This window comes from Paenibacillus graminis (genome assembly GCF_000758705.1).
GTDB classification, from domain to species: Bacteria; Bacillota; Bacilli; order Paenibacillales; family Paenibacillaceae; genus Paenibacillus_AQ; species Paenibacillus_AQ graminis.
Genome location: NZ_CP009287.1, coordinates 5,273,350 through 5,299,671, shown reverse-complemented (window position 1 = coordinate 5,299,671; position 26,322 = coordinate 5,273,350). Strand labels below are relative to the sequence as shown.

The 26,322-nt window shown below is 41.1% G+C and carries 16 protein-coding genes; 11 read left to right on the top strand and 5 right to left on the bottom strand.

What is annotated here, in order from left to right; all coding sequences use genetic code 11:
* Positions 1 to 25 precede the first annotated feature (25 nt).
* The 3 genes from PGRAT_RS22745 to PGRAT_RS34975 form a co-directional block, all read right to left on the bottom strand.
* Positions 26 to 415 (bottom strand): sigma-70 RNA polymerase sigma factor region 4 domain-containing protein, encoded by a 390-nt coding sequence (locus PGRAT_RS22745; protein ID WP_025705940.1) that lies wholly within the window; start codon positions 413 to 415, stop codon positions 26 to 28.
* A gap of 745 nt (positions 416 to 1,160) precedes the next feature.
* Positions 1,161 to 2,036 carry an AraC family transcriptional regulator gene (locus PGRAT_RS22740; protein WP_025705939.1) on the bottom strand — a complete coding sequence of 292 codons (876 nt, stop codon included), beginning with the start codon at positions 2,034 to 2,036 and terminating at the stop codon, positions 1,161 to 1,163.
* 15 nt (positions 2,037 to 2,051) lie between these two features.
* Positions 2,052 to 2,324 carry a hypothetical protein gene (locus PGRAT_RS34975; protein ID WP_081758844.1) on the bottom strand — a complete coding sequence of 91 codons (273 nt, stop codon included), beginning with the start codon at positions 2,322 to 2,324 and terminating at the stop codon, positions 2,052 to 2,054.
* Between the two features lie 971 nt (positions 2,325 to 3,295).
* Between PGRAT_RS34975 and PGRAT_RS22735 the strand changes: the two genes are divergently transcribed.
* Positions 3,296 to 5,962 (top strand): family 78 glycoside hydrolase catalytic domain, encoded by a 2,667-nt coding sequence (locus tag PGRAT_RS22735; RefSeq protein WP_025705938.1) that lies wholly within the window; start codon positions 3,296 to 3,298, stop codon positions 5,960 to 5,962.
* A gap of 133 nt (positions 5,963 to 6,095) precedes the next feature.
* On the opposite strand, the gene PGRAT_RS22730 is transcribed toward PGRAT_RS22735, so the two are convergent.
* Positions 6,096 to 6,938, bottom strand: coding sequence for a PocR ligand-binding domain-containing protein (locus tag PGRAT_RS22730; protein WP_025705937.1), 843 nt, complete (start codon positions 6,936 to 6,938; stop codon positions 6,096 to 6,098).
* Positions 6,939 to 7,062: 124 nt separating this feature from the next.
* Between PGRAT_RS22730 and PGRAT_RS22725 the strand changes: the two genes are divergently transcribed.
* From PGRAT_RS22725 to PGRAT_RS22700, 5 genes are all read left to right on the top strand, one after another.
* A complete protein-coding gene (locus PGRAT_RS22725; RefSeq protein ID WP_025705935.1) occupies positions 7,063 to 8,556 on the top strand; it encodes an FGGY-family carbohydrate kinase in 1,494 nt (497 codons plus the stop codon).
* A 42-nt stretch (positions 8,557 to 8,598) separates the two neighbouring features.
* Positions 8,599 to 9,609 (top strand): aldose 1-epimerase family protein, encoded by a 1,011-nt coding sequence (locus PGRAT_RS22720; protein ID WP_025705934.1) that lies wholly within the window; start codon positions 8,599 to 8,601, stop codon positions 9,607 to 9,609.
* Positions 9,603 to 10,463 carry a class II fructose-bisphosphate aldolase gene (locus tag PGRAT_RS22715; RefSeq protein ID WP_025705932.1) on the top strand — a complete coding sequence of 287 codons (861 nt, stop codon included), beginning with the start codon at positions 9,603 to 9,605 and terminating at the stop codon, positions 10,461 to 10,463. The genes PGRAT_RS22720 and PGRAT_RS22715 overlap by 7 nt, the downstream gene beginning before the upstream one ends.
* 304 nt (positions 10,464 to 10,767) lie before the next feature.
* Positions 10,768 to 12,261: an L-arabinose isomerase gene (gene araA, locus PGRAT_RS22710; RefSeq protein WP_025705931.1), complete on the top strand. Its 1,494-nt coding sequence runs from the start codon at positions 10,768 to 10,770 to the stop codon at positions 12,259 to 12,261.
* A 632-nt stretch (positions 12,262 to 12,893) separates the two neighbouring features.
* Positions 12,894 to 15,302, top strand: coding sequence for a glycoside hydrolase family 3 N-terminal domain-containing protein (locus PGRAT_RS22700; RefSeq protein ID WP_025705929.1), 2,409 nt, complete (start codon positions 12,894 to 12,896; stop codon positions 15,300 to 15,302).
* A gap of 161 nt (positions 15,303 to 15,463) precedes the next feature.
* Here the strand turns inward: PGRAT_RS22700 and PGRAT_RS32600 are convergent, their stop codons facing one another.
* Positions 15,464 to 18,742 carry an S-layer homology domain-containing protein gene (locus PGRAT_RS32600; protein WP_025705928.1) on the bottom strand — a complete coding sequence of 1,093 codons (3,279 nt, stop codon included), beginning with the start codon at positions 18,740 to 18,742 and terminating at the stop codon, positions 15,464 to 15,466.
* 566 nt (positions 18,743 to 19,308) lie between these two features.
* Between PGRAT_RS32600 and PGRAT_RS22690 the strand changes: the two genes are divergently transcribed.
* From PGRAT_RS22690 to PGRAT_RS22670, 5 genes are all read left to right on the top strand, one after another.
* Positions 19,309 to 21,027 carry a cache domain-containing sensor histidine kinase gene (locus tag PGRAT_RS22690; RefSeq protein WP_162165083.1) on the top strand — a complete coding sequence of 573 codons (1,719 nt, stop codon included), beginning with the start codon at positions 19,309 to 19,311 and terminating at the stop codon, positions 21,025 to 21,027.
* 21 nt (positions 21,028 to 21,048) lie between these two features.
* Positions 21,049 to 22,617 (top strand): response regulator transcription factor, encoded by a 1,569-nt coding sequence (locus tag PGRAT_RS22685; protein ID WP_025705926.1) that lies wholly within the window; start codon positions 21,049 to 21,051, stop codon positions 22,615 to 22,617.
* Between the two features lie 204 nt (positions 22,618 to 22,821).
* Entirely contained in the window at positions 22,822 to 24,354 is a 1,533-nt protein-coding gene (locus PGRAT_RS22680; RefSeq protein WP_025705925.1) for an ABC transporter substrate-binding protein, read from the top strand.
* A 54-nt stretch (positions 24,355 to 24,408) separates the two neighbouring features.
* Entirely contained in the window at positions 24,409 to 25,359 is a 951-nt protein-coding gene (locus PGRAT_RS22675) for an ABC transporter permease (protein ID WP_025705924.1), read from the top strand.
* 11 nt (positions 25,360 to 25,370) lie between these two features.
* Entirely contained in the window at positions 25,371 to 26,273 is a 903-nt protein-coding gene (locus PGRAT_RS22670) for a carbohydrate ABC transporter permease (RefSeq protein WP_025705923.1), read from the top strand.
* Positions 26,274 to 26,322: the final 49 nt, after the last annotated feature.

The following is a 26,322-nucleotide window of genomic DNA, read 5'->3' as shown; positions in this document are numbered from 1 at the left end:
ATAAACAATAAGAGATGAGTCTTTGTTAAGGATCTAAATTATTTTTCAGTTTCTGCAATGATTTTTTCTTAGCTTTGCTTACTGCTTGTCTACTTACTCCAAGTATTCCAGCTATTTGCCAGTCTGCTTTATCTTCATGGAATTTCAAATAAAGAAGCTTTTTTTCGAAAGCGCTTAATAAGCGGGTTAGTTCAACTAAAGTTTCCTTATCGTCAATAAACGAAAAAGTATTAGAATCTAAATTATCTTTGTTTAGTATCCATTCACTTGTTTCTTGCAGGGATTGCGTTTGGCTGCTCTCTTGATCATGAACTTTAAATAGATTTCGGCTTTTATAAGTAAGGCACGATTTCACATAACTACTAAACGCTTTTTCGACAAAAGCAACCTGATCGTTTTTAGAATGGATTTTCATTATTTCCCCTCCTTTCTATTCTTTAAATGGCATTTGAAGACGGAAAGGGCTACCTTTTTCTCGAAAAATCAAAAAAAATTCACAAAAGGGAATAAATTGATATTTACATATAACGATAAAAAAAGGCGGGAAGATTCTTTGCCAATCTTTCAATTCCTTTCATGTATTAAATGGGAAGTGATAGTGAAAGAGTCGATTAATTTGGGGAAATGGAAAATTTTATAGCAGGTATGGAAGTGTAATGCTCATGCTTGTTTGAAATTTAATTGAAATTAAAAGACGACAGTCATCCAGAATGGGTGAATGAATGTCGCCTTGGTTATCAAGAAATTCTAAATACTATTCTATAAAGTATCGTGGCCAGTATAAGAATGAAAAGGGGTCTCGTATGACTCCTTTGCCTTTATTTTATCATTGTAAAATATCTCCTTATAGTAAATACTGAATCAAATATAGCAATTTAGTTTTCTATGAAATCTAATTTATTGTCGTACGTTCTGTCCTTATTACATATTTTAATTTAACCTTCTTATGAATGTTTTTGGAGATTACAATTCCATATCTAATCCTTTTTTATATTCTTCAGTGAAGAAATTCAAATGCAGAATATATGTTGCTTCGTAATTGCTCTTTTTAACACCAACGATATATATGATAATAGCCTTAACAATAATTCAGTATGCAGGGCCCCTAAAAGTTATAAAGCTTCTAGAGGCCTCTTCAGTATGCTCTTTAACAAAAATTATTATTGCTCCCACATAGCTTCCCTATATTGCCGGGGAGTCACTCCGATTTTGTTTTTAAACACCCGGTGAAAAAATTTTAAATCCGCATATCCGGACACGGCAGAAATTTCACTTATGCTGCTGCGTGTTCCGGACAGCAGACGGCATGCGGCGTCCATGCGTATGGTCTGCAGGTAATCAGTAAAGCTCATACCAGTTTGCTGCTGGAAGATCCTGCTGAATTGACGTTCGCTAAGATTTGCCCTTGCTGCCAATTCACTCAGTTTAATTCCACTGCCATAATTGGAGTGAATAAAGGCAATGGCTTCGTCAATCGTGCTCCATTGCGGTCTGTCTCCGACAGGTGTGCTGATTTGCAAACGGTGTCTGTATAAACCAGTTAAGATCCGAACGATAAGTGAAGTAAGAACGGCCAAGTATCCCGGTGCTTTAGCTGAAAATTCACGGTGCAATTCCTGGAACATGACATGGTATGCACCTGTGGTGTCTTTCAGAGAGAACCATGGCAAATGCTCATCAGTAAAAAAACTGCAAATGTCCGAAGCCTGATGTAAGGTGGTACGAAGCTCTGCTAAATACTCTATCTGAAACAAACAGTTATAGACGATAAGGGGGTGGTCCTTTTTGGTGGTCCAAGGCCGGAATACATGACTATGACCTACCGGAATGAAAAACAACGTACCATGTTCTACTGAAACGGCTTCGCCGTCAATATAATGAACCCCCGAGCCTTGGCTGACATACGTAATCTCAACAAATTCATGGGAATGCGTATGTAGATCGAACGTTTCGTGAGCCCGGTTCACAAAAATCGGAATATCCGGTTCGAAAAAGCTGTCTCCTGACATAACGTAGGTGCTCTGTCTGACTTTCATGTATAAATCCCTTCCTTATATTCTATTCAAATTCACTAGCGTTACATAAAAGATCATCAATTGAACTGAATGAATTTTCAGAAAACAACTTTTTGAAGTGAAAAATGAAAAAGGGTGAACATCTCTTAAAGGATGTTTTCTATTTGGATTATTAGTAAAAATGTCAACAAAATACATTAGCAAGCAAAATGCAATAAGAGCAATACATATCTGGTTGGTCACCGTTTGCTCGCTTGTGCCATAGAAATGCTTGATCTGCAAGTGCTGCTTGATCCACTTAAAGAACATTTCAATTGCCCAGCGACTGCGTTATTTTTCACTTATTCAGATAGAAGCGATTCGTAACCAGGGAGAGCTGATTACCCTCAGAATTTTGCGTCTCGATCATCCGGAGCGGATGCATCATTTTCTTCTGTTGCGAGCCGATTCTGACTCGCAATCGGCGGAGACCACACTCCCATAGGGACAATATATTCTTCTAGCGGTTCAATGTGCGCATTGCTTTTCAAACGTGTTACGAACATGATGCCGCCCTTAGCCCAATCATTATTTCTTTCCCTCGAAGCTACATAGGTTTCATTGTACATTGAATAAACCAGAATAAAAATGCTTTCATTTTATAACGCGTCCATCTACACTTCTGTTGAACAGCGATAAAGAGCTGTCCCCCAAGGAATTCAGCCTTGTGAGACAGCCCTTCGCAATGATGCAAGCCGCTGTTCCTATAAAGATAGAATATCTACTCCCAGAGCTGGCAGTATCATCTTCTGCTCCGATCTCTCGCTCGTCAACAAGCTGCGCTAGGGAACGTCAACGACAACCCCCGCCGTTTCCGCCAGCAGCCCCGGCAGAGGCAGCATCTCGCATACATTCCTCATGTTCTTCACACCTGTCCGATTAAAATCATTGGACATAAAATCGCGTTATCCAAATGGGATACGCGATTTTTTCAGGATTTCGGTATGACTAACTCCAACATCCTCATCAGTACGGTAACAGCCTCTGCACTTTGTTTAATTTTCAGTCGATATTGGATTTAAGGTTTATGCAACGCTAGTGATTCAGATTGAATTTAAAAGTACGAGAACAATCCCTGAAAGTCTAGATGAAATGTCTAAATCGACCTATTAAAATGTCGGAATTGTCCCCCATAACGATTGTATTCTCCCCCTACAATAGACGTAGTATACCAGAGAAGATCATATTCAGGCTTCTAAACTGGCAGGGCCAAGAAATGTATTCGGAGAGGAGCGATAGCGGTGCTTAGCTTTAGCGTAGTAGATCTTAAAGTAAATTATAAAAGCAATCCTGTGGGGATCGACGATCCCCATCCCCGGCTTAGCTGGCTCATCAGCACTGAAACCAGGGGTTTTATCCAGTCCGCCTATCAAGTTCAAGTGGCATATGCTCCAGATTTTACAGTCCAAGTTGTATGGGACTCAGGGAGAGAAGAGTCCGATCACAGTGTACATGTTGAATACCAAGGTCCTGCCTTGAAGTCGTGTACCCGTTATTATTTTAGAGTTCGGGTATGGGACAATCTAGGTAATCCACCAACGTGGAGTGAACCGGCGTACTGGGAAACGGCCTTCTTAACGGAAAATGACTGGCAGGCGCATTGGATTGAGACATCTTCCGGCATCCTTAAAGACGAGAATGAGCCATGTGATTATTTTCGAACAGAATTTACAGTTCCAGATGATGTAGTATCAGCACGGATCTATGCAACATCCTTAGGGCTGTACAGGTTGTATGTAAACGGCTCACCGGCCGACGATACACTGTTCAACCCCGGCTGGACCAGCTATGACAAACGCCTCCAGTATCAGACCTATGAAGTAACTTCTTTGATAACTGCCGGAGAAAACGCGCTTGGCTGTATTGTAGGAAACGGGTGGTACAAGGGATATTTGGCATGGGAAGGAAAAAAGGATTTTTATGGGAAAACGCGAGCATTGCTCATACAATTACATCTCACGTTGTCTGATGGGTCTGAACAAATCATTATTTCAGATGAAAACTGGCGTGTCTCAACTGGCCCGCTGCTGATGTCGGAGTTGTACCATGGCGAAACGTATGATGCAAGACTTGAGCTGAACGGATGGTCCCATTACGGTTATGCGGATCAGGAATGGACCAAGGCGGCGGTCACAAGTCCTCCGGCTACAACATTGGTCGCCCAGGAGAATGAACCAACAAGGATCATCGACACCATTAAGCCCGTCGCCGTCATCAATACGCCAAAAGGCGAAACTGTACTGGACATGGGGCAGAATATGGTCGGATGGGTACGGTTTAAAGTGACAGCTGAAGCTGGAGCAGTAGTTATTTTGCAACATGCTGAGGTGCTGGACAAGGACGGGAATTTCTATTCCGAAAATTTGCGTTCTGCTAAGCAAGCCATAACGTATACTTGCCGTGGCGGCGGTGAAGAAGGATATGAGCCATATCTCTCTTTCCAAGGCTTCCGTTATGTAAAAGTCGAGGGCTTACCGAAAACTCCATTGTTGAAGGATTTCACCGGCTGCGTGATTCATACGGATTTGTTGCCGACAGGCAGTTTCAGCTGTTCGGATGAACTGGTGAATCAGCTGCAGCACAATATTGTATGGGGGCAGAAGGGTAACTTTTTGGATATTCCGACAGACTGTCCACAGCGCGATGAGAGATTGGGCTGGACGGGGGATGCGCAGGTCTTTATCCGCACGGCTGCTTTCAATATGAACGTAGTACCCTTGTTTGAAAAATGGTTAAAGGATTTAGCTGCGGATCAGGAAGCTGACGGAAGAGTTCCGCATGTCATTCCCGATGTTCCTGCAGCAGGATATGGTTCATCTGCTTGGGGAGATGCTGCAGTTATTTGTCCATGGACGCTGTATCAATGCTATGGTGACATACGGGTACTTCGTACGCAATATCCAAGCATGAGGGCGTGGGTTGAGTATATCCGCTCACAAGGAGAAGACGAATTCCTATGGAATACGGGATTCCACTTCGGGGATTGGCTGGGGCTGGATGCCAAAGAGAACAGCTACATTGGGGCAACACCAAAGGATCTGATAGCCACTGCATACTATGCATATTCGACGGAGCTCCTGGCAAAGACTGCGGCAGTGATCGGGAAAGCGGAGGATGCGGAGAAGTATCACCGGCTGCACCAGGAAATAATCCGTGCTTTTCGTAAGGAATTCGTAACCCCTGGTGGGCGGGTCGCCTCGCCAACACAAACGGCATATTCAGTAGCACTCATGTTTGATCTTCTGGAGGAGAGGGACCGTCTCCGCACGGCTGGGATGCTGGCCGATCATGTGAAAGAGAATGGAATCCACCTGACAACCGGGTTTGTAGGTACGCCTTATCTTTGTCTTGTTCTATCACGTTTCGGTTATACAGACTTAGCATACGAGCTGGTGCTGCAGAAGGAATACCCTTCCTGGCTATACTCAGTGCTCCAAGGAGCAACCACGATCTGGGAGCACTGGGATGGGATCAAGCAGGACGGCTCCTTCTGGAGCGATGGTATGAACTCTTTTAATCATTATGCTTATGGTGCCATCGGAGATTGGCTGTACCGTGTGGCTGGTGGAATTGAATTACTGGAACCGGGTTATAAGAGAATACAGATTAAGCCGCAAATAGGCAAGCATTTTACCTGGATAGAGACTTCATTGGAATCTGTGTACGGAACAATCCGATCAGCTTGGAGGGTACAGCAGGATGGTTCGGCGGAATTGGATGTTGTAATTCCAGCAAATACAACGGCAGAAATCATTATTCCGAGCAGCTGGCCAAAGCGGATTTTAGAGAACGGAGTACAACCGGATCAGGTATCGGGGCTTTACGGTGTAGAACAAATTACTCAAGGGCAAAAACTGCTGGTAGGGTCCGGAAGATATCTTTTTTCGTTTTCTATTAATCAAATTTAAATTTCCCTCCCCATAAAATGCGTTCGAGTATTAAAGAGACCGGTTCTATAATCGTTGCTCAAGTATCCAAATATAAACAGGAGTAAAGAAGGGAAACAAAAGTTTGCTCCTGTTTTTACTCGGAAATTTTATTCTACCGGAGAGAACTTTCCTTCCTATAGGCAGTTGGAAGAACTCCGGTTTCTCGCTTAAATGTCTTGGTAAAGTAGTTATAATCGGGTATACCCACTTGTTCTGCTATCTCATAAATATGCGCATCTGTATCACCTAAAAGCTGTTTAGCCTGATGGATACGTATGCTGCGGATATGTTCGGCTATTCCCATGCCGAAACTTTGTTGCGAGAGCTTATAAAGATGTGATTTACTAATACCCAAAAACTTGCAAAGAGTAGGTACCGAAAGATCATCGCGAATATGTGTGGAGATATAATTATCAATCTTTTGGGCTAGGGAATCCTTTTTCAGTACTAATTTTCTGGATAAATAAAGGTAGCTTGCACTCATCTCCATCGTTTTGGCATACGCATTAATGACTTCCTTGGAGATATATCTTTTTTTCATGAAAACTTGATGAAGGGCTTCTAGATCAAGATTATATGAGCTTAATTCTTTACTTATCTCACTCCACAATTGTTCACGTGATTCAGTTTGTAGAACTTGGCCGAACATGATGTAGCCGATAACATGAGCCTCGGCTTTAATCGGTACCACGGTTTCTGTTAACCCGGCATGACATTGATAGGTGTATAAACTTTGTTGTGTTTTGCATTGAATGCAAGCTTCCTGATCACACCGGATACAAGTCGATTCAGCACGTGGATCGCTACGAATGAGATGACAGTAAGATGAATGGCGAGTAGGGTAGGCGGCTAATTCATGAAAAAACTCATCGAAGATTACTGTACGAATGTTAGTTAGTGTGTAAAAATTGCGCAGCAGTTCTTTCAAATCAATTAGATTAAATAGCAATCCCATACTGTACCTCCGAAGAACAAAATTACTATTTTTTTGATCAATAGTTACTATAATCATACATTTCGTAAGTGATAAGATCAATGCGTAGCAAAATCAAAAATACTACTTAGAGGAGGTGACCTCTATGGCAATAGCTGGAATCGATATTGGTACAACCGGATGTAAATGTACTGTATACGATAGATTTGGTAATTTTCTCAGTGAAGCCTATCGTGAATATGATACCAGTTTAAAAGAAGAACATTCTTTGGATCCAGAACTCGTTTGGCAGCAAACAAAAATTGTATTACAAGAAGCAGCCCAAGGCATTGAATCCATTATGGCAATAGGTGTTACGTCTTTTGGAGAGGCTGCTATACTACTTGATAGCAATGATGATCCATTAACCTTTTCCCTGCTATATACAAACCATAAAGGCCATGAGCAATGTGAACGATTGTTAGAGCAGTTTGGCAAAAAACAACTAGCTCAGATAACAGGGTTAAACCCCAGCCCCATGTACAGCATTTCCAAAATTATGTTTCATAAAGAAAATCAGCCTGAGCTGTTTGAGAAATGCAAGAAGATTTGCCTATTTGGAGACTACATCGTATATAAGCTTAGCGGCATTCGGCAAATGGATTATTCGCTTGCAAGCAGAACGATGGCTTTTGATATCAATTCGCTGGAATGGAATGAGTCGATCCTGCAGTTTGCGGAAATTGATCGGAGTTTATTTCCTGAAACCGTACCAATAGGTAGCAAAGCAGGTAAAATACGCACAGAGTTGGCGCAAGAGATAGGGGTATTCGATCAAGCTATTATCGTTTCAGGGTGTCATGATCAAGTGGCAGCAGCTATAGGGACAGGTGTACGGAAACCGGGAATGGCAGTTGATGGTACAGGAACTGTTGAATGCATCACTCCCGTTTTTGGCGCGGAGATTAGCCGGCAGTCGCTTTATAAAGGAAGTTACGCGATAGTTCCATTTGTAGACCGTCAGTATGTAACGTACGCTTTTTCGTTTACCGGCGGAGCTTTGCTCAAATGGTACCGTGATAAACTTGCTCCTTTGGAAGCGGATACAGCAAAAGAACTGGGAATAAACCCTTATAACTTTTTTAATGGGCAGCTTGATGCTTCTAAACCATCAGGACTGCTGGTGTTGCCACATTTCTCAGGAGCAGCCACGCCTTACATGGATCCTGAATCAAGAGGCGCTATTTTTGGCATGACCACAGAAACAAATCGGTGGGAAATCTACCAAGCCCTTATGGAAGGTGTAACCTTTGAAATGGCACTGAACATCGAACGGCTAGCTGAAGCGGGTATTCATATTCAAGCATTGCGTGCAACAGGTGGCGGGGCCAATTCGGATATATGGCTACAAATGAAAGCTGATATTCTTAACAAACCTGTCCTTTCATTGGGAGCGGACCAATCAGGTACTTTAGGGTGCATTATGCTAGCAGGGGTGGCTTGCGAAATATATACATCCATTGAGGAAGCCGAGCAGGTATTTATCAAGATTAAACAGACTTATTACCCTGATCTAGAAAAACACAGACAATATGCGAAGTGGTATCGCAGATATAAAAAATGTTACGAAGCTGCCAAAGAAGTACTAGCAATGGAATAGGAGAAAATGAAGTGTCGAACTAATAAAGGGGTGAAAGTCCAGATGATTAATAAATATATCGGGCATTCCTCCCAGTGCAGCGGTGTCGAGGAGCATCGGCTGGTTGGAGGCAAGGGCGATGGAATGCGATTGCTGGAAGTGCGGAATGGCCAGGGCCTTCATTTCACTGTTTCAGTTGATAGAGCTGCAGATATATCCAGATTGTTTTTTAAAGGAGATAATTTTGCCTATATCTCCCCAAGTGGATATGTTGCACCAGCATATTACGACGATAAAGAAGCAGGTTTTTTAAAATCTTTTACCGCAGGATTTTTGACGACCTGCGGGATAAATGCTGTGGGAAGCCCTTGTGAAGATAATGGTCAGAAACTGTCTCTGCACGGAACTGTTAGCAATACACCAGCGGAACAAGTTTACCATACTCAGAATGATGAGCAAATTGAAATTCATGCAGTAATTAACCTCATGGGAATTTTTGCGGAAAAACTGATGATGCACAGAACGATCATCTGCTCAAAACGGGAAAATGTTATCAGAATCGTAGATCGAATTGAAAATAGGGGGGACCGCGTGGACCCGCTTATGATTTTGTATCACATGAACATCGGATATCCGTTGCTCAGCGAACATGCCGAGCTGATTATTCCTTCTGATCACATAGCAGCAAGAAACGTGAATGCTGAGCATGATATTGAACGTTGGAACCAAATTTTAGAGCCTCAACGAAATTTCGAAGAGCAATGTTATTATCACCGGTTTGATAATAACATTGGATTAGCAACAATATATAATCCGTCAATCCAGAAGGGACTGTATATAGCTTTTGATACTAGTACGTTGAATTACTTTACAGAGTGGAAAATGCTTGGCTATAAAGACTATGTGCTGGGGTTAGAACCGGGTAATTGTCACCCCGACGGAAGAGATGTTATGCGAAAAGACAATACACTTAAATTCATAAATCCAGGAGAAACGATGACTTACCAAGTTGAAATTGGAATGATCGAAGGACACGAAGCTTGGGAAATTAAAAAGGGGGAAATAAAATGTTAGTTACCTTGAAAGAAATTTTAGAGTTAGCCGATAAGCATAACTATGCTGTCGGTGCATTTAATACGCCTAATTTGGAAAGCATCATAGCTGTGATTGAAACTGCTGAAAAATTAAACGTTCCGGTAATTATCAGTCACGCTCAGTTACATGAAAACATTATGCCGCTTGATTACATTGGTCCCGTTATGCTGCAATTTGCGAAGAATGCCAAGATCCCTGTATGTGTTCACTTGGATCATGGTGAAACTCTGGAGTATGTAGAAAAAGCGTTGGAACTTGGTTTTACTTCTATAATGTACGACGGTTCACTCTTAAGCTACGAAGAGAACGTAAAAAACACAGTTGAAGCGGTTAAATTAGCAAAAAAACATGGGGCGAGCGTTGAAGCGGAGATAGGTGTTCTAGGAAGCCGTGAGTCAGGAGGAAGTGAGCCTGCTCCGTCTATGGATAGCGTCTATACCGATCCGGACTTGGCAGATAAATTCGTGAAGGAAACCGGGATTGATGCATTGGCTGCGATCTTTGGAACTGCACATGGATTTTATAAAGCAAAACCCAAACTGGATTTCGACAGAATTGAGAAAATCCGGAATTTGGTAAACATACCGCTAGTAATGCATGGCGGTTCCGGAGTAAGTCCGGAAGACTATATTACTTCAATCGACAAAGGAATTCGTAAGATTAATTATTATTCTTATATGGCTAGAGCAGGCGTTCAAGGAGTAGAAAAATTACTCGGAGATACTCAAGAAAACTTCTTCCATAACGTATCTGTCGCTGCAACATATGCTATGAAAGTTGATATTGAAAAAGCAATGAAGATTTTTTACAACACTAGCGCCGACATATCCTAGACATAAAGGGATAACTCGAAATTATACTTGCAATCAAGCATTTCAAGAACCTCTTGAAGGACCTTGGTTTGATCCCGGTTTAAATTTTTCTCAAAGGGTTTTCTGTTGAAATAAACTGGGATCTAAAGAAATTTTGAGGTTAATGCAGTGGAGAATGGTGAGGGCAATCTTACTAGGGATAGAATCTTCGAATTGCTGAAAGGTCAGAAGAACATTATGCAAATTCGGGAACTATGCTAAAACCCAGATTTATCATTCATATGGACTTGAATCTAATTTAACTATATAAATGGAGGATAATAATATGTTGAAAACAAAACCTTATGTATTTTGGTTTGTGACAGGAAGTCAGGGATTGTACGGAGATGATATTTTGTCCCAAGTAGAAAGTAACTCCAAAAAAATGGTTACTGAATTGAACCACGAAGCTAGTCTTCCGTACTCTATACAATTTAAAGAAGTCGTTACTACCCCGGAAGCGATTCGCCAAGTATGTCTTGAGGCAAACTCCAGCGATCATTGTGCAGGGATAATTACCTGGATGCATACCTTCTCTCCTGCTAAAATGTGGATTTCTGGTTTATCCCAATTGCGTAAGCCATTGCTTCATCTGCATACCCAGTTTAATGTTGAAATCCCTTGGGATAGTATTGACATGGATTTTATGAACTTGAATCAGGCGGCTCATGGTGACCGTGAATTTGGTTTTATTGGTGCCCGTTTAGGTATTGCAAGAAAGATTATTGCCGGGCATTGGAAAGATGTGGAGGTCCGCACAAAAATAGGTGCGTGGATGAAGTCAGCGGCTGGTTACACAGAGAGCCAAACCATGAAAATAGCAAGATTTGGTGATAACATGCGCTATGTTGCAGTTACTGAAGGAGATAAAGTTGAAGGGCAAATCAAATTCGGATGGACCATTAACGGTTATCCGGCTGGTGATTTAGCTGAACTGGTTCAAGAAGTAAGTGACGTCAAGGTACGGGAATTGATGGATGAGTATTCCGAATTATATGATTTTACTGAAAATGGTCGTGTTGAAAGTGCTGAGCGGAAAGCGATTCGTGAACAGGCAAGGATGGAAATTGCCCTGAAACAGTTTTTAAGTGACGGTGGGTATACAGCGTTTGTAACCAGCTTTCAGGATTTGCATGGCTTAAAACAATTACCTGGATTGGCTGCACAGCGTCTGATGGCTGCCGGCTATGGATTTGGTGCTGAAGGAGACTGGAAAACGGCCGCTTTGGTTCGGATGATGAAAGTTATGGCTGAAAATAAAGGTACGTCCTTTATGGAAGATTACACGTATCATATGCAAAATGGTAATCAATTGGTACTCGGCTCACATATGCTTGAAATTTGCCCTACACTTGCCGCTGAAAGACCTAGAATTGAAGTGCACCCGCTGTTTGTAGGTGGTAAGAGTGACCCTGCCCGTCTTATTTTTAATGGTGCAAGCGGCAAAGGGGTTAATGCTAGTGTAGTAGATATGGGTGATCGATTCCGTCTTATTGTCAATGAAGTGAATGCGGTACAGAACGAAAAACGGATGCCTCATCTGCCAGTAGCCAGCTTACTGTGGCAACCGGAACCTTCGTTGACGACAGCGGCAGAAACCTGGATACTAGCGGGTGGAGCACATCATTTTGGCTTTTCATTCCATGTCACGAGTGAACAGCTTCAAGATTGGGCACGAATGGTAGGTATTGAATGTCTGGTTATTAACTCTTCTACCTCAATGGCATCATTAGAAAATGAAATCCGCTGGAATGAGCTCTATTACAAATTGAAGCATTAAGTGTAACGTTGAGCTTTAATGATAAATAAGGGTTTCTAGAATTCTTACTACTTGTAAATAATTAGGTCCATGTCATATTCATGGACTTTATTTATATCTGCGCTTTTAAAGAAAAACTAAAGTTTTTGTTGTTTTACTAGATTCATACATGAGACACATCTTTGTATACTTTTTATAGTGAAGCGCAATATTCTTCCGAAATTTAGTCCGTATTTTTATTTTCTCGTAAATAGCTCGTCTTGGGTTTAGAGAGAAAGATTGTGATTTTCAGTTGGAATATTTTAAAAAGCTTTACCTGTATGCCCGTTGGGAGCACATAGATCCAAGTGCTAGAACGAATCACGGTTTTGCTTCCCACGTAATTCAATGGTTGTATAAAGATCTGCTGGGCATCGAACAAGTAGATCATGCTCATCGCTCCATCCGTATCCGACCGATACGTTGCGAGGGAGTGTGGTTCCTACACCCGAGGGTACATCATAGCGGTTAGCCTGGTGGCTGGAAGGCAACACATTGTTTTTACGTACTGAAGCCCCTTGTTCGTACAGAATTGAAGTAATGGAAGCCGATGGGCTGGTGATAGTTCACGAAAATTGAAAATCTAAGTTGTTCAGTGAAAGGAAGATAACTAAATGACAACATATCAATATCCTTATCAAAATCCTGAACTATCAGTGGAGGAAAGAACAAATGATCTTCTGAAACGTATGGATATAGATGAAAAAATGGCTCAAACTATATGCTACTTTCCAAGGAAATTATCGGAATATGAGGAATTAGAAAATAATTATAATCATGGAGTGGGGCAGGTCAGCGTGCTTGAGATGAGGGCGTTGGACAGTCTTGAAGACGCTGCTAGATTTCAGCGTGAAATACAGGAAAAAGTTATGACACTGAGTAAACATCACATTCCGGCGATTTTTCATATGGAAGGTCTTTGTGGGGCATATGTGAAAGGGGCAGTAAGTTTTCCTTCAGGAATTGGGAGAGGAGCATCATGGGATCCAGAATTGGAGAGAGAGATTGGAAAAATTGTGGGCAGACAAGAACGTGCTCTTGGCATCTCTCACGTCTTTGCGCCGGTATTGGATATCTCCAGGGATTCCCGTATGGGAAGACAAGGGGAGACATATGGTGAAGATCCGGCATTGACATCTGCCATGGGAGTTGCTTATACACAAGGAATTCAATCAGACAAAACGGGTAATCTGAAATCCGAATGTGTTGCTAAGCACTTTCTGGGCTTCCATGGTTCGGATGGAGGGATCCATGGAACCCATTGCGATGTTCCGCCGAGATTGATACAAGAAATCTATGGAAAGCCCTTCCAGGCTGCTATTTCAGAAGCCGAACTGCGGGGAATCATGCCTTGTTATTCTTCTATTAATGGGGAACCTGTGTCTGCATCACCAGATATTTTGACGGGCTTGTTGCGAGACGAAATGGGTTTTGATGGAGTAGCTGTATCGGATTATTGTGCGATTATGAATATTCATGAAGTGCACAAAACAAGCGAAAGTTATACAGAAGCAGGGCTGCGGGCAATGAGCGCCGGTCTGGAAATGGAGCTGCATTTTCAGAAATGTTTTAACAACGAATTGGCGGAGTGGTTTAAAACAGGAAAAGCAGATATAAAAATACTGGATAATGCTGTAAAACGTATCTTGACTGCCAAATTTAGAATGGGACTTTTCGAGGACCCTTATGCTCTGAGCGGTGAGGAATTGACAAAAGCCTTTCATTGTTCCGAAGATAAGGCGGTTACACTGCAGGTTGCAAAAGAGTCTTTAGTGCTGCTGAAAAATGATGGCATTTTGCCTATTCAAAAAGATATAAAAAGTATTGCTGTAATTGGCTGCCACGCTTCTGATGCACGTATTTTCTTCGGAGGCTATACTCACTTTAGTATGGCCGAAGGTCTGTTGGCCGTTATTTCAACGATGGCTGGTCTTGAAACAAAAGCCGATGAAAAGAAAACTGTTATGAAAACAATCCCTGGAACACAAATAGAAATAAGTGATGACCCATCTTTTACAACATTATTACAAAAACAAAAGCCAGGTATCAAGAACCTGTTAGAGCACTTAAAGGAAAGCTTGCCGTATGTTGGGATTACTTATGCATATGGTTATCCGATTGCAGGAAATGATAGTTCCGACCATGAAGAAGCTTTAGAGATAGCAAGAAAGGCAGATTTGGTTATTCTTACCTTGGGCGGCAAAAATGGTACGAGCTCCATTGCCTCTATGGGAGAAGGCATCGATAGCACAGATATTAATCTGCCTTTTTGTCAGGAACAATTCATTGAAAAAATTTCAGAGTTGAACAAACCTGTAGTGGCCGTACATTTCAATGGCCGTCCCATTTCCAGCGATGCAGCGGATAAGTATGCGAATGCAATTCTGGAAGCATGGAATCCGGCTGAAAAAGGAGCTGAGGCTATTACTGATGTGCTGCTGGGTAACTATAATCCAAGCGGAAAACTTCCAGTTTCTGTAGCGCGTACTTCCGGTCAAATTCCGATTTATTACAACCATCCGAATGGCTCCAGCTACCATCAGGGAGGAAGCATAGGCTTTGCGGATTACGTGGATATGCCCCATTCACCAAGATATTACTTTGGACATGGGCTTTCTTATACCAGTTTCAAGTATTTCAATTTAAAACTTAGCAAGACCGAGATCGAACCAGATCAATTCGTCACAATTACTGTTGATATTGAAAATATAGGTGAAATGCAGGGTACAGAGATTGTACAGCTTTATTTAAAAGACCGATATGCCAGTATGACCAGACCTGTCATGGAATTAGGTGGATTTAAGCGTGTTGAGTTAATGCCCGGCGAAAAACAAACAGTGTCATTCCAAATTGAGCCGAGTCTGACGGCCTTGCTAGACCGGAATATGCAGTGGAAAATTGAGGCTGGCGATATAGATGTACTTATTGGCAGTTCATCTAATGATATCAAATTAACTGATAGCTTTAGAGTTACATCGGATCTTTATATTGACGGGAAGAACAGACAATTCTATGCGAAGTAGGATCTAATAGAAGAAAGTCCGCCGGAAAACCGGCGGACAATTTTATTTTCATTTTTAACACAAGCGTATGGAACAATTTAAAGAGGCTCGCACATTGCTTACTGCTAAAAAAAGCTATCGAGAAGAACTCGACAGCTTAATGTGATCTGGAAAAGTTTCAATCAGTTGCTATTAATGTTGTAGACGCGATAAATAAGAACAGCGGCTTCAGCTCTTGTTGCAGGTAATGAAGGATTAACTTTACCACTGTTACCAGTCATGATACTGTTCTTATATAATGTTGCAATGCTTGACTTCGCGTAGGGGGCAATAGATGCCCTATCTGAGAACGTATTCAGATCTGCTGCCGACCCTTTAGCGATGTTCATATCTGCTATCGACATTGCCTTGTCGATTATTACCATCATATCCTGTCTTGCAATAAGAGCTTCCGGGTTAAAGCGGTTTCCTCCAAAACCTTGCGCAATTCCCAGTTTTTTAGCGACTGCTAATGAATCTGCGTAATAAACATTAGGACTCACATCGGCGAAGTTATCAACTGTTTTTGCAGAGAAACCGAGTGCATTCACAAGCATAAATATGAAATCTGCACGTTTGATCCCTGCTTCCGGGGTAAATGTGGAAGCTGAAGTACCACTGATGATGCCTTTGGAAGACAAAACTTCAATTGCTTGTTTTGCCCACGTTTGCTTTTCGATATCGCTGAAAGTCTTTGTTACAAAAGACATTGTGAACTTGCTGAAGTGTGTTGTCTTGAACTGGATACCACCCCGTCCTGCATCATACCTTCCTGTCGGAACTGTAACGGCCGCACCGTTATTGTCAATGGACCATACAACTATATGCTCAGAAGCGTCTAACTCAAAGGCCTTAGGCTTATAAGGAATGAACAAGGTTACTGGTGCATTGGGATTGTTCCAAGGCTTTGCAACATCATCAAGTTTAAGCGTTACTTCTAAAATTGGCCTATCACCGACACTTGACAATACTGATTGATTCAGATCATCGGTAGTAGCCTTTCTAAGAGTCAGAGTCACGTTGTTAGTTCCCTGTAGCTCCGTTGCAGAGAACATTGCAGAGGGGAGTTTAATCGTCCCTAGTTCGGTCGTAATCTCAAACGTCTTCTTTCCCTTCAAGACGTTTGAGGGAAACGTAATCTCATAACCGCCAGCCTCATCTACAATTGGGAAATTTATAGAAACATAATCGGGAGCCATGTGTGCTTTGTTAAAAGTCTCAATATCGACGGTCATTGTGGCGTACCCTGAGGCGTTAAGCTTTGTTATTTTTGGCTCGTTATTTTGAGGCGGCTGAGTTACTACCACAGGACTCGTTCCTTCATTATTTTCCAAATCCTGTACCACCACACGGGCTCTGCCAAGGTTCTGAATCCTTGCGAAGACTGTATCTTTATTGCCTTCGCGTTGTGTGGTTACTCTCAATGCTGGAAAGTATATTCCAGGCTTAGAATATGTGAATGTGGTTGAGTATGTGTAAGTCGAGGAGATAACATTTACCGCAGGACTGTCTCCAGGTAGTGCAGTAAAGTTGCCATTGCCCTCCAAGTCCCATTCAGCAGAAACAATCTCACCGGATATTGGGGGGAGATTAACATTTGCCGTGAAGTCAACATGCTGACCAATGGAAATCTGTGTCTTCAAAGCGCCATTTACCGTAAGGTCAATAACAGGTTGTATGCCTTGGCGCAATGCTGCATTCTCCGGTATATGAACTTGATTATCGACTACCTCGTAGTTCGTCGAATTTGGAGGTGTCACACCATACTCTACCCATGCACTTACATCTCGAAGTGCCTGTTCAAGTATACCCATATAGTCTATAAGAAACGAATTATGCGGTCCGACATGATCCGCGTAGTCGTTGTACCAGATGCGGAAGTTATCGATATAGCCCGGGCCCAGGGATGCCTGTACCCGCTTTCTATACCAGTCCCCGTCCCATGGGTAGGCGTCAACATCCAGTAGATTGGTAACCAAGATGACCTTGCCGTTGATTGCGCCGGTGTAGGTGCCACCGCCGGTAACGCTGCTGGCAATGGTTGGACCAACTTCTATAGAGCGCTGAGGGTAGATAGGCGTACCATCGGCTGCCCGGAATTGATCCCATGCCGTAAAGTCCTGTTGCTTTGGAACCTGGTGACGATGATACGAGAGCAGCGCCAAGGACCATTTATTATCAATTTGCAGCTGAGTAGCATTGGAAATGGCGTTCAACACACTGTCCTGATTGCCGTCAGCTAGTGTGAATACCTTTGTAAGCGGGTCCAATGAACCATTCAAAGCTCCGATTTTCAAGCCGGTGGAGGAATAGAGTGTAAACTCTGGATTTGGATATTTTAGATTTGCCGGAGCTTGATCCACTGTCAAGCTTGTAGGAATATCTTCTGAGTTTCGGGTCACCGCGTTTATTGTAACTGTCTGATTGATTCTAGCTGCGCGGAACAGGTTACCGAGACCAGATTGTTCTGTACCGAGATAGCCCGGTTTACTCCAGAAATCATCTGCATAGGTCGGATCGAAAGCTTTGACCATGTTTTGATAGCCGAGAAAGGCGTTAGGATCATTCAGGCCGAGGATATATTTGTTGTCCATCCAGCCGCGGAGAGGCACGCCGAGCTTTGTCACCTCTTGCAGAACAGACTTCTCGACTTCATTGAGACTGGCATAAGGGTCGCCGCTACCGCCCGGGCTCACTGCATCCGCAATCTGCAAAGCTTTGTCAGTGAGCACAAAACGCGCAAAGCCTCGAATTAAGAAGTTGTTTGGGAGGGAGGTAGGGGTACTTGGGATAAAAGGTACGGCGCCGTCCCATACTCCGGAAGCGTTCTCAATTGCGCTGATAGTCATGAAAGAACCACCGCTACCTCCCCAAATGTACCCATAGATTCGATCCGACGAAGTCAAACCATAGTACTGTGCGGCAACAATTTTAGAGAATTTGGCAGCTGCTGCTTCCACACGGTATCCGCTGCCTCCGTTTGTTTGTACCGTGTAAGCCCCACTATCTGCACCGTAGCTAATAATATTTTCTTCTGCCTCTTCTGTAATAAGGGGATATACTTGATGAAAGAAGCGGCCCTGCCATTGATCCTTCGGCGGAAAATAGAAATTGAATTTCTTCGTCGTGCCTTCGAAGTGGCCCGATACCTTATGCACTGGCACCGGAATAGTTAAATCCATCACGCTGTCGATTACCGGATTGTTGTACAGCGGGTCAATGCACTCCGAAGTAATCCTCACCGGACCGCCGGGCACTTTTGGTTCGCACGACGGCGGTAAAGATGTTTCTGCAGAAGCGCTCAAGCCAGACGCGAGCAGCGTGGTTAGCAAAGTAACGGCTAAGGTCAATTTCCCGATTAGCTTCAGCTTCGCTCGCAAGTCAAAGGCCGCTGTGATGTCTGATTTGCGGAAGACTCTCATTTAACTCCTCCTATTAGTTGGGATGTATGCGCTTTAATTATATTTTTCTAACTTTTTTATTCTATAGAAAAAACAACAATAACTTTAGTTTTTCATTCATTTTACTAGATTTATTTATCATAAGAATAACCAGATAAGATAAGGATAGTCATTTAAACAAAAAATATATTTAGATTTGATTGTGTTTTGACTCACTCATACCAAAGAATTGTTAAATCCAAAAAGACAGCCTAGAATATAGCCTGTCAGTTAGTTACAGTATTCTGTTGAACTGGTAAGCAACTGAGAAGATGATACCAGCACCAGGTTGAAGGTCTACTTTAATGTTCATCCTTTTATTTAGCTGATAATAATAAGGTTTTACAACCGTAGAGAGAAACAATTAGGCTTAAATTATGCTTTATTTATTCTAACTTATATAATAGAATTTGAACCAGTTTTCTAGCTGTGGAGTTATCTTAATTATTACAATGCTAATTGTTAAACCTAAAGTTATCGTAGATTTTTATATGTTTTCCATTTGCATGATGAGTATAGTTAATCTTACATATCTTATAGATTGGGGGTTGATAAGTATTATAAAGTTTAAAGACTTATCATTAAAATTAAAATTATACCTCTGTATAGCATTATTCGTGCTCCTTCCATTGATATTGATGGGATTTTATCTGAATTATCAATTTGCCGAGTTAAATGAAAAGAAAACATATGATACTGTCCTTGAAACTTTAAAGCAAACTCGTCAAAACTTTGACTCCATTATTACAGATACCGATGACAAATCAAAGCGGATAGTGGCTAATCAATTAATTCAGGATTTTGCAAACGGTAAATACAGCAAAAAAAAGGATTATGACAAAATTTATTGGGACATCAATAACTGGTTGGATGAAATATTAGGTTCTCGACAAAATTATAAATCTATAAGCTTATATTCTACCCAAGAGGTTATTTTTGAGAAAGGGATGCAGGTGTCAGAACTGGATCCGTCAGTTATGGAGCGTGCTTTGAGTCTTAAGGGAAAAGGTTTTTGGGTAACAAGCTCTGGAGAGATTGAATATTACCGGGGAATTATGGATTTGAATAAATATGGAAAAATGATAGGCATTGAACGTTTCAACCTTGACGAAGAAAAAATTTATCAATTCTTTAAAGGGGTTAAATCATATGACAATGCACATATTTATTTACTGGATTCAAAAGGGATAATTCTGTCTTCAACGGATAGAGGTGAAATCGGAAGTAACTTTAAAAAATTAGTGCCTATACAGAAAGGCTTCTCACAGGAAGAGGGATTTGTAAAGACATTATTTGATGAAAGAGCAAATGTGGCATTTTTTTATACAATAAACGAAACAAACTGGAGATTAATTCAAGTTATCCCTGAAACGTCATTTTCGATGCTGAGACGTACCATTAATTTGATATTGTTGATCACCATTTTGTTGTGTGTTTCTTTTGGGCTGCTATTTTCTTTTGTACAACACAAATATTTACTTAGACCCCTGCAGAAATTGCGGCGGGAAATGATGAAATTGAAAAGCGGGAATTTTAATATCCAACTTGAAGTTGATTCCAAAGATGAGATTGGTGAGATCAGTAATGGATTCATGAGAACGGTTACACAATTAAAAGAAACTATTGATGACGTTTATATTGGGAAAATTAAACAAAGGGAAGCGGAATTAAAGGCATTGGAAGCTCAAATAAATCCGCATTTTTTATATAATACGTTGGATTCGATACACTGGCTTGCATTAAAAGAGAAAAATTATGAGGTAAGTGAGCAAATTGAAGCACTGGCGGAGATATTCAGACATGTTCTGAATAAAGGCGAATCCTTCATCACTATTCGACAAGAAATATCTTTTCTGGAAAATTATATGTTTATCCAAAAGCGGAAATATGGAAAAAGAATTAAGCTTAACATCAACGTAGACCAAGTACTTATGGACTGCAAGATGCCAAAGTTGGTGCTACAGCCCTTAGTAGAAAATGCAATCGTACATGGACTGGAGCCGATTGTAGAAGGCGGTAATATCGAAGTCAGTATAACAAGAGTACCGCAGGGAGTTCTCTTTACGGTTAGTGACAATGGTACAGGGACAGATGAATCCAGAATTCATCAAATGATGACCGATCAGAAAGAAGCTAAAAATGTATTTGCTTTAAAAAACATAGATGAGCGGATTAAAATTAATTACGGTCCGGAGTATGGCCTCCATTTTACCAGCACATATCAGGTAGGTACCCAAGTTAAAGTGTACATTCCAATGATTAAATAACCCAGATTGCAGGTGATGTAGATGAAGTTGTTGATTGCAGACGATGACAACCAGATTCGAACCGGAATGAAGGAGGCTATTGATTGGTCGGCTATAGATATTAATCAAGTCGTAACCGCTTCTAATGGAATAGAAGCATTGCAGTTGTTTAACGAAGTGATGCCGGAAATCGTTGTTACTGATGTCAGGATGCCGGGGATGGATGGACTGGAACTTCTTAAAGAAATTAAAAAGGTCAGACCGCAAACCAGAGTCATTATTCTGAGTGGTTTTAATGATTTTGAATATTTAAAGAGAGCGATCCAACTAGGTGCTGTTGATTATGAAATGAAGCCGATTCGTGCTCGGAGTCTGATTGCATTAATTCGAAAGATTAAGGAAGACATTATTCGTGAGCAAATGACGGAACATGAATTTCAAAAATATCTTCAATCTTATAAGTCCAGTTTCCGATCAGAACTTATTGCAGGCAATGTAACAGATCGGCTGGTTATTCTTGAGGGGCTGCAGCAATATTATGGGTTTGATGGGACCGGAAATCTAATTTATCTTTCTGTACAAATGGATAGTGATCAAAATAGGAGTGAAACATCAGGTTATGCTACGGACATATTCTTCCAGCTCTTTAATGAGAGTGAATTGGCGGGAAAGGGGATTTGCCTAAAATCTAGCTATAATAAATTGGTGATTTTACTTAAAACGGAAACACCCTCCTACCTATATTATCAACAATCCATATGTGAATTAATGAATTTGCTGCGGGACTGGAACGATATTTTAAGAGTGCAAGGTTATTCTACATTTTCTGCTGGAATCAGCGGTCCTGGTCAAGTATCTGAATTTATGAAGTTTTTTTCTGAAGCAAATCAGGCGATGTCCATGCGCTTCTATGAAGGCAACAGTACAGTGTATGTATTTAACGAGGATATAACGTTGCAAGACTTATCAATTGTTGGATTACTTGAAAATAATGAATTTAAAGCAAAGTTGTTAAAAGGAGACTTGGAAGCATTGCCTGAACTGCTTAAGACAGAATTTAACAGGCTGAAGCTGGAACGCAGGTACAGCAAGAAGAGCATCGCAACCTATACGAAAACTCTACTTCAATATTGTATGGTTACCGTGAGAAACCTCCCTGCTGATGTTATTGAATACATCCAAAATAATATAGCCCTTATTGAAGAAGGCTCGGAACTTTGGATATTCAATGATTTTGAGAAAGTTGCCGTTTCTGTATTTGAAAAAGTGAGCAAGCGACTATCCAGGGAACTTAGTCCCGTCATGGTACGTGCAGATGAGTATATTCGCAAAAACTTTACACATGAGTTATCCGTTGAGAAGCTTTCTGCCTACGTGGGGAAAACACCAAATTATTTTAGTCATCGTTTCAAGCTTGAGTTTGGTGTATCCTTTAAAGAATATATTAATCGGCTGAGAATTGACAAAGCCAAAGAGCTGATTGTCCATACGAATGATCTTATTTATGAAATAAGTGAACAAGTCGGTTTCTCTGATTACATTTATTTTACACAGGTATTCAAAAAAATCGAGGGGCATTCGCCGGGGATATTAAGGAAACAAGCAAAATAATAATAATTATTTTAAAGAGCGTCCTATAAGACGTTCTTTTTTTATCTAGCTTGTTGAACCCAACCTGCTAAGAAAAACTAAAGTATTTGTAGTTTTACTAGATACCCGTCCTAACACTATGCTTATATAATTTGAAATGAAAGCGCGCGCATTTTCTACAAAAGTGAAAGAACTGATTAAAATACTCAAAGGGGGAAGACAATCATGAAAAAGTTGATAACGCTGTCACTAGTCTTGGCATTAACCGCATTAACCGCTTGTTCTAACAATTCAAAAAGCAAAACTAATGCAGAAAATGAAGGCAGCACGGCAGCGGATATTCCGACCATTGTGTGGCAATATCCATCACAGGGGAATCTGGGTTCGGGTTTTCAAGATGTTGAGAACGCGCTCAATGCCATGCTGGAAAAAGATGTGGGGGCACGTGTCGAATTTGAACCGGTAGGGTTGATGGAATCTACTAAAAAGGCATCTCTGGCAGTGGCTACCGGTGAACAACTGGATATTATGCTGACTGCATTCACAGGTCTGGGTCCATCGGTAGAAAGCGGATTGATTGTTCCGTTGAATGATTTGATTAATCAGTATGGAAAGGATATCAAAGAACAAGCCGGGGTATTACTGGATAGTTCCAGCTATGATTCTAAGATTTACGGAGTGCCACCAGTATACGTTAAAGGTTACAGCTATGGCTATGTTGCCAGAACAGATATTTTGAATAAATACGGAATTAAAATTGATCCAGACAAAAAATACACCATGGATGATCTGGCTCAGATCTTTGCATTAGTTAAAGCTGGGGAAGGTAAAGACTTTTATATGACGATTCCATGGAACACTACGCAAGATCCGTTAAATAATTCCTATATTGAATATGACAAATTAACCGGATCACTCTCAGGCGGAGTATTGATGTTAAACCGAAGTTTCGACGATACAACAGTAACCAATCTTTTTGATACAGACGAATATGCAAGTTATGTGGCCAAAATGTATGATTGGGCCCAAAAGGGATACATCTCTTCAGATGCGGCTATCACCAAACAATCGCCGGGCTCGTTGTTTGAGACAAAGAAATATTTAGGGATGATGACCTGGGATGGCCCGCTGGCAGCTGAAGAATTCAAGAGCAGCACCGGTATGGATGCTGTCTTGATTCCGATGCTTGATCCGTATGTCGCCAACAATGGCGGCCAGGGGATTATGTGGAACATCACTCAGAACTCAAAGAATCCAGCCAAAGCAATGGAAGTATTAAATTATATCTATAAGAATAAAGAGGCAGCCTGGTTAATTCAGTTTGGGATTGAAGGGCAATCTTATAAAGTTGTAGAACAATCGGATAAAGGAACTCGTATCGAATATATGGATGCTGATCCTACAAAACTTCCATATTCTCAGGGATACGGTATTTATGGGAACCGTTTGGAATGGCCTGTTCTCCCTCCAGCTCCAATTGACAAGAACAATATCCTAAAAGAGGCTGACGATAACATACCCGAATCCCGGTACTCACGGGCTATAGGTTATACCTTTGTTCAAAAAAATGTATCTTCAGAAATAGCAGCGGTATCGACTGTGATAGAACAATACACGCCAGCGTTTAATAGCGGAGCTCTGAATCCAGAAGAAGCGTTACCTAAGTTCTTATCTGCATTAAAAGCTGCCGGGATTAACAAAATTATTCAAGAGAATCAGACGCAACTGGATGAATTTTTACGGAATAAAGAGCAGTAAGTTGCTTTTGAATAGGGCTGCCTCAAAGTAGCCCTATTCAGAAAGGAGAGCCTTATGATAGCGATTACAAATAAACGGGATGGTAGTAGAGAGAAAAAGAAAAAACGCTGGAAACAGATTATTCCGGTTTATGTAATGATTTTACCAGGGTTACTTTACCTGTTAATCAATAACTATATTCCGATGTTTGGAGTCATTATTGCATTTAAAAAGCTAAACTTCTCTGAGGGGATCTTTAGAAGTCCATGGAACGGGATGGATAATTTTAAGTTTCTGTTTGCGACTACAGATGCCTGGACAATAACAAGAAATACACTTCTGTACAACATTGCGTTTTTTGTCATCGGTACCGTTGTTGCTATAGCAATGGCTGTCTTAATTAATGAGATTCGAAGTAAACTAGCTTCCAAGGCGTATCAAAGCTTGTCCTTACTCCCGTTTCTGATGAGTTGGGTGGTTGTGAGTTATCTGACATATGCATTTTTGTCTTCGGAAACCGGACTCATTAACAATTCCATTTTGGAACCCTTAGGAAGAGATAAGATCAATTGGTATATGGATAAAACCTACTGGCCATTAATTTTAATTATAGTAAATACTTGGAAAAGTATTGGTTACAGTATGATTATTTACTTAGCCAGTATTGTTGGAATCAATCAGGACTACTATGAGGCAGCAACCATCGACGGAGCAACCAAATGGAAGCAGATTAGACATATTACACTTCCACTTTTAAAGCCTACATTTTTAACCTTGCTAATACTCAGTATCGGCCAAATTTTCCGTTCTGACTTTGGACTTTTTTATCAAATTCCACAAAATAGTGGAGCACTTTATTCTGTTACGAGAACCTTGGATGTTTATGTCTATCAGGCGCTGCTGCGAAACAGTGATTATGGAATGTCCAGTGCAGCCAGCTTCTATCAATCGATTGTGGGATTTGTACTTATTTTGGCCGCAAATTTCCTGATCAAGAAATTTAACCGGGAAAGTGCATTGTTCTAAGGGGGAGAAACATGCGAACGCGCGAGAATCGAGTAACTCAAATTATCGCCCATCTTTTTTGCGGATTTATTGCATTATGTGCGATATTACCATTTATTCTTTTAATCACATCTTCTATTACAGATGAAGCTTGGGCGACCCAAAACGGATATTCATTTTTTCCTGGAGAATTAAGTTTGGAAGCATATAAGTATATAGGTGTACAGTGGGACATGATTGGTAGAGCGTATTTCATGACCCTAATTGTAACTGTTATTGGTACTACAGTTAGTGTGCTTATCACTACTCTTTTCGCCTATGGAATTTCACAAACTAATATACCGGGTATGAGGACTGTTAATTTCCTGCTTATTTTCACCATGCTCTTCAACGGTGGATTGGTGGCGACTTATTACATGTATGTCCATTACTTGAGTATAAAAGATACAATATGGGCCCTGCTTATTCCGAGTCTACTTTTGAACGCCTTTAATGTTATTTTGGTAAAGAATTATATTTCATATAGTATTCCCGGTGCTCTGAAAGAAGCTGCAACCATTGACGGAGCGAGTGAATTCAAAATTTTCGCCAAGATTATTATGCCACTCAGTTTACCGATTATTGCAACAATTGGGTTGATGACCGGCTTATCGTATTGGAATGACTGGCAGAACGGCCTGTACTATTTATCTGGTCGGGGCGGGGCTCATTTAAACACTATTCAAATTATATTAAACAATATCAACGAAAACATACAAGTTTTGCAGCAAAATGCGTCCCAAGCACAGGCTATCGGTGCCAATACATCCCAATTGCCATCCACTACAATTAGAATGGCCATAGCCGCTCTAGGAATATTACCGATTCTTGTGTTATATCCATTTTTTCAAAGGTATTTTGTAAAAGGAATTACCTTAGGTGGAGTTAAAGAGTAACTACTTTGCAGTGAACATCTTATGTGGAATTTAATAGATAAAGGAGAGA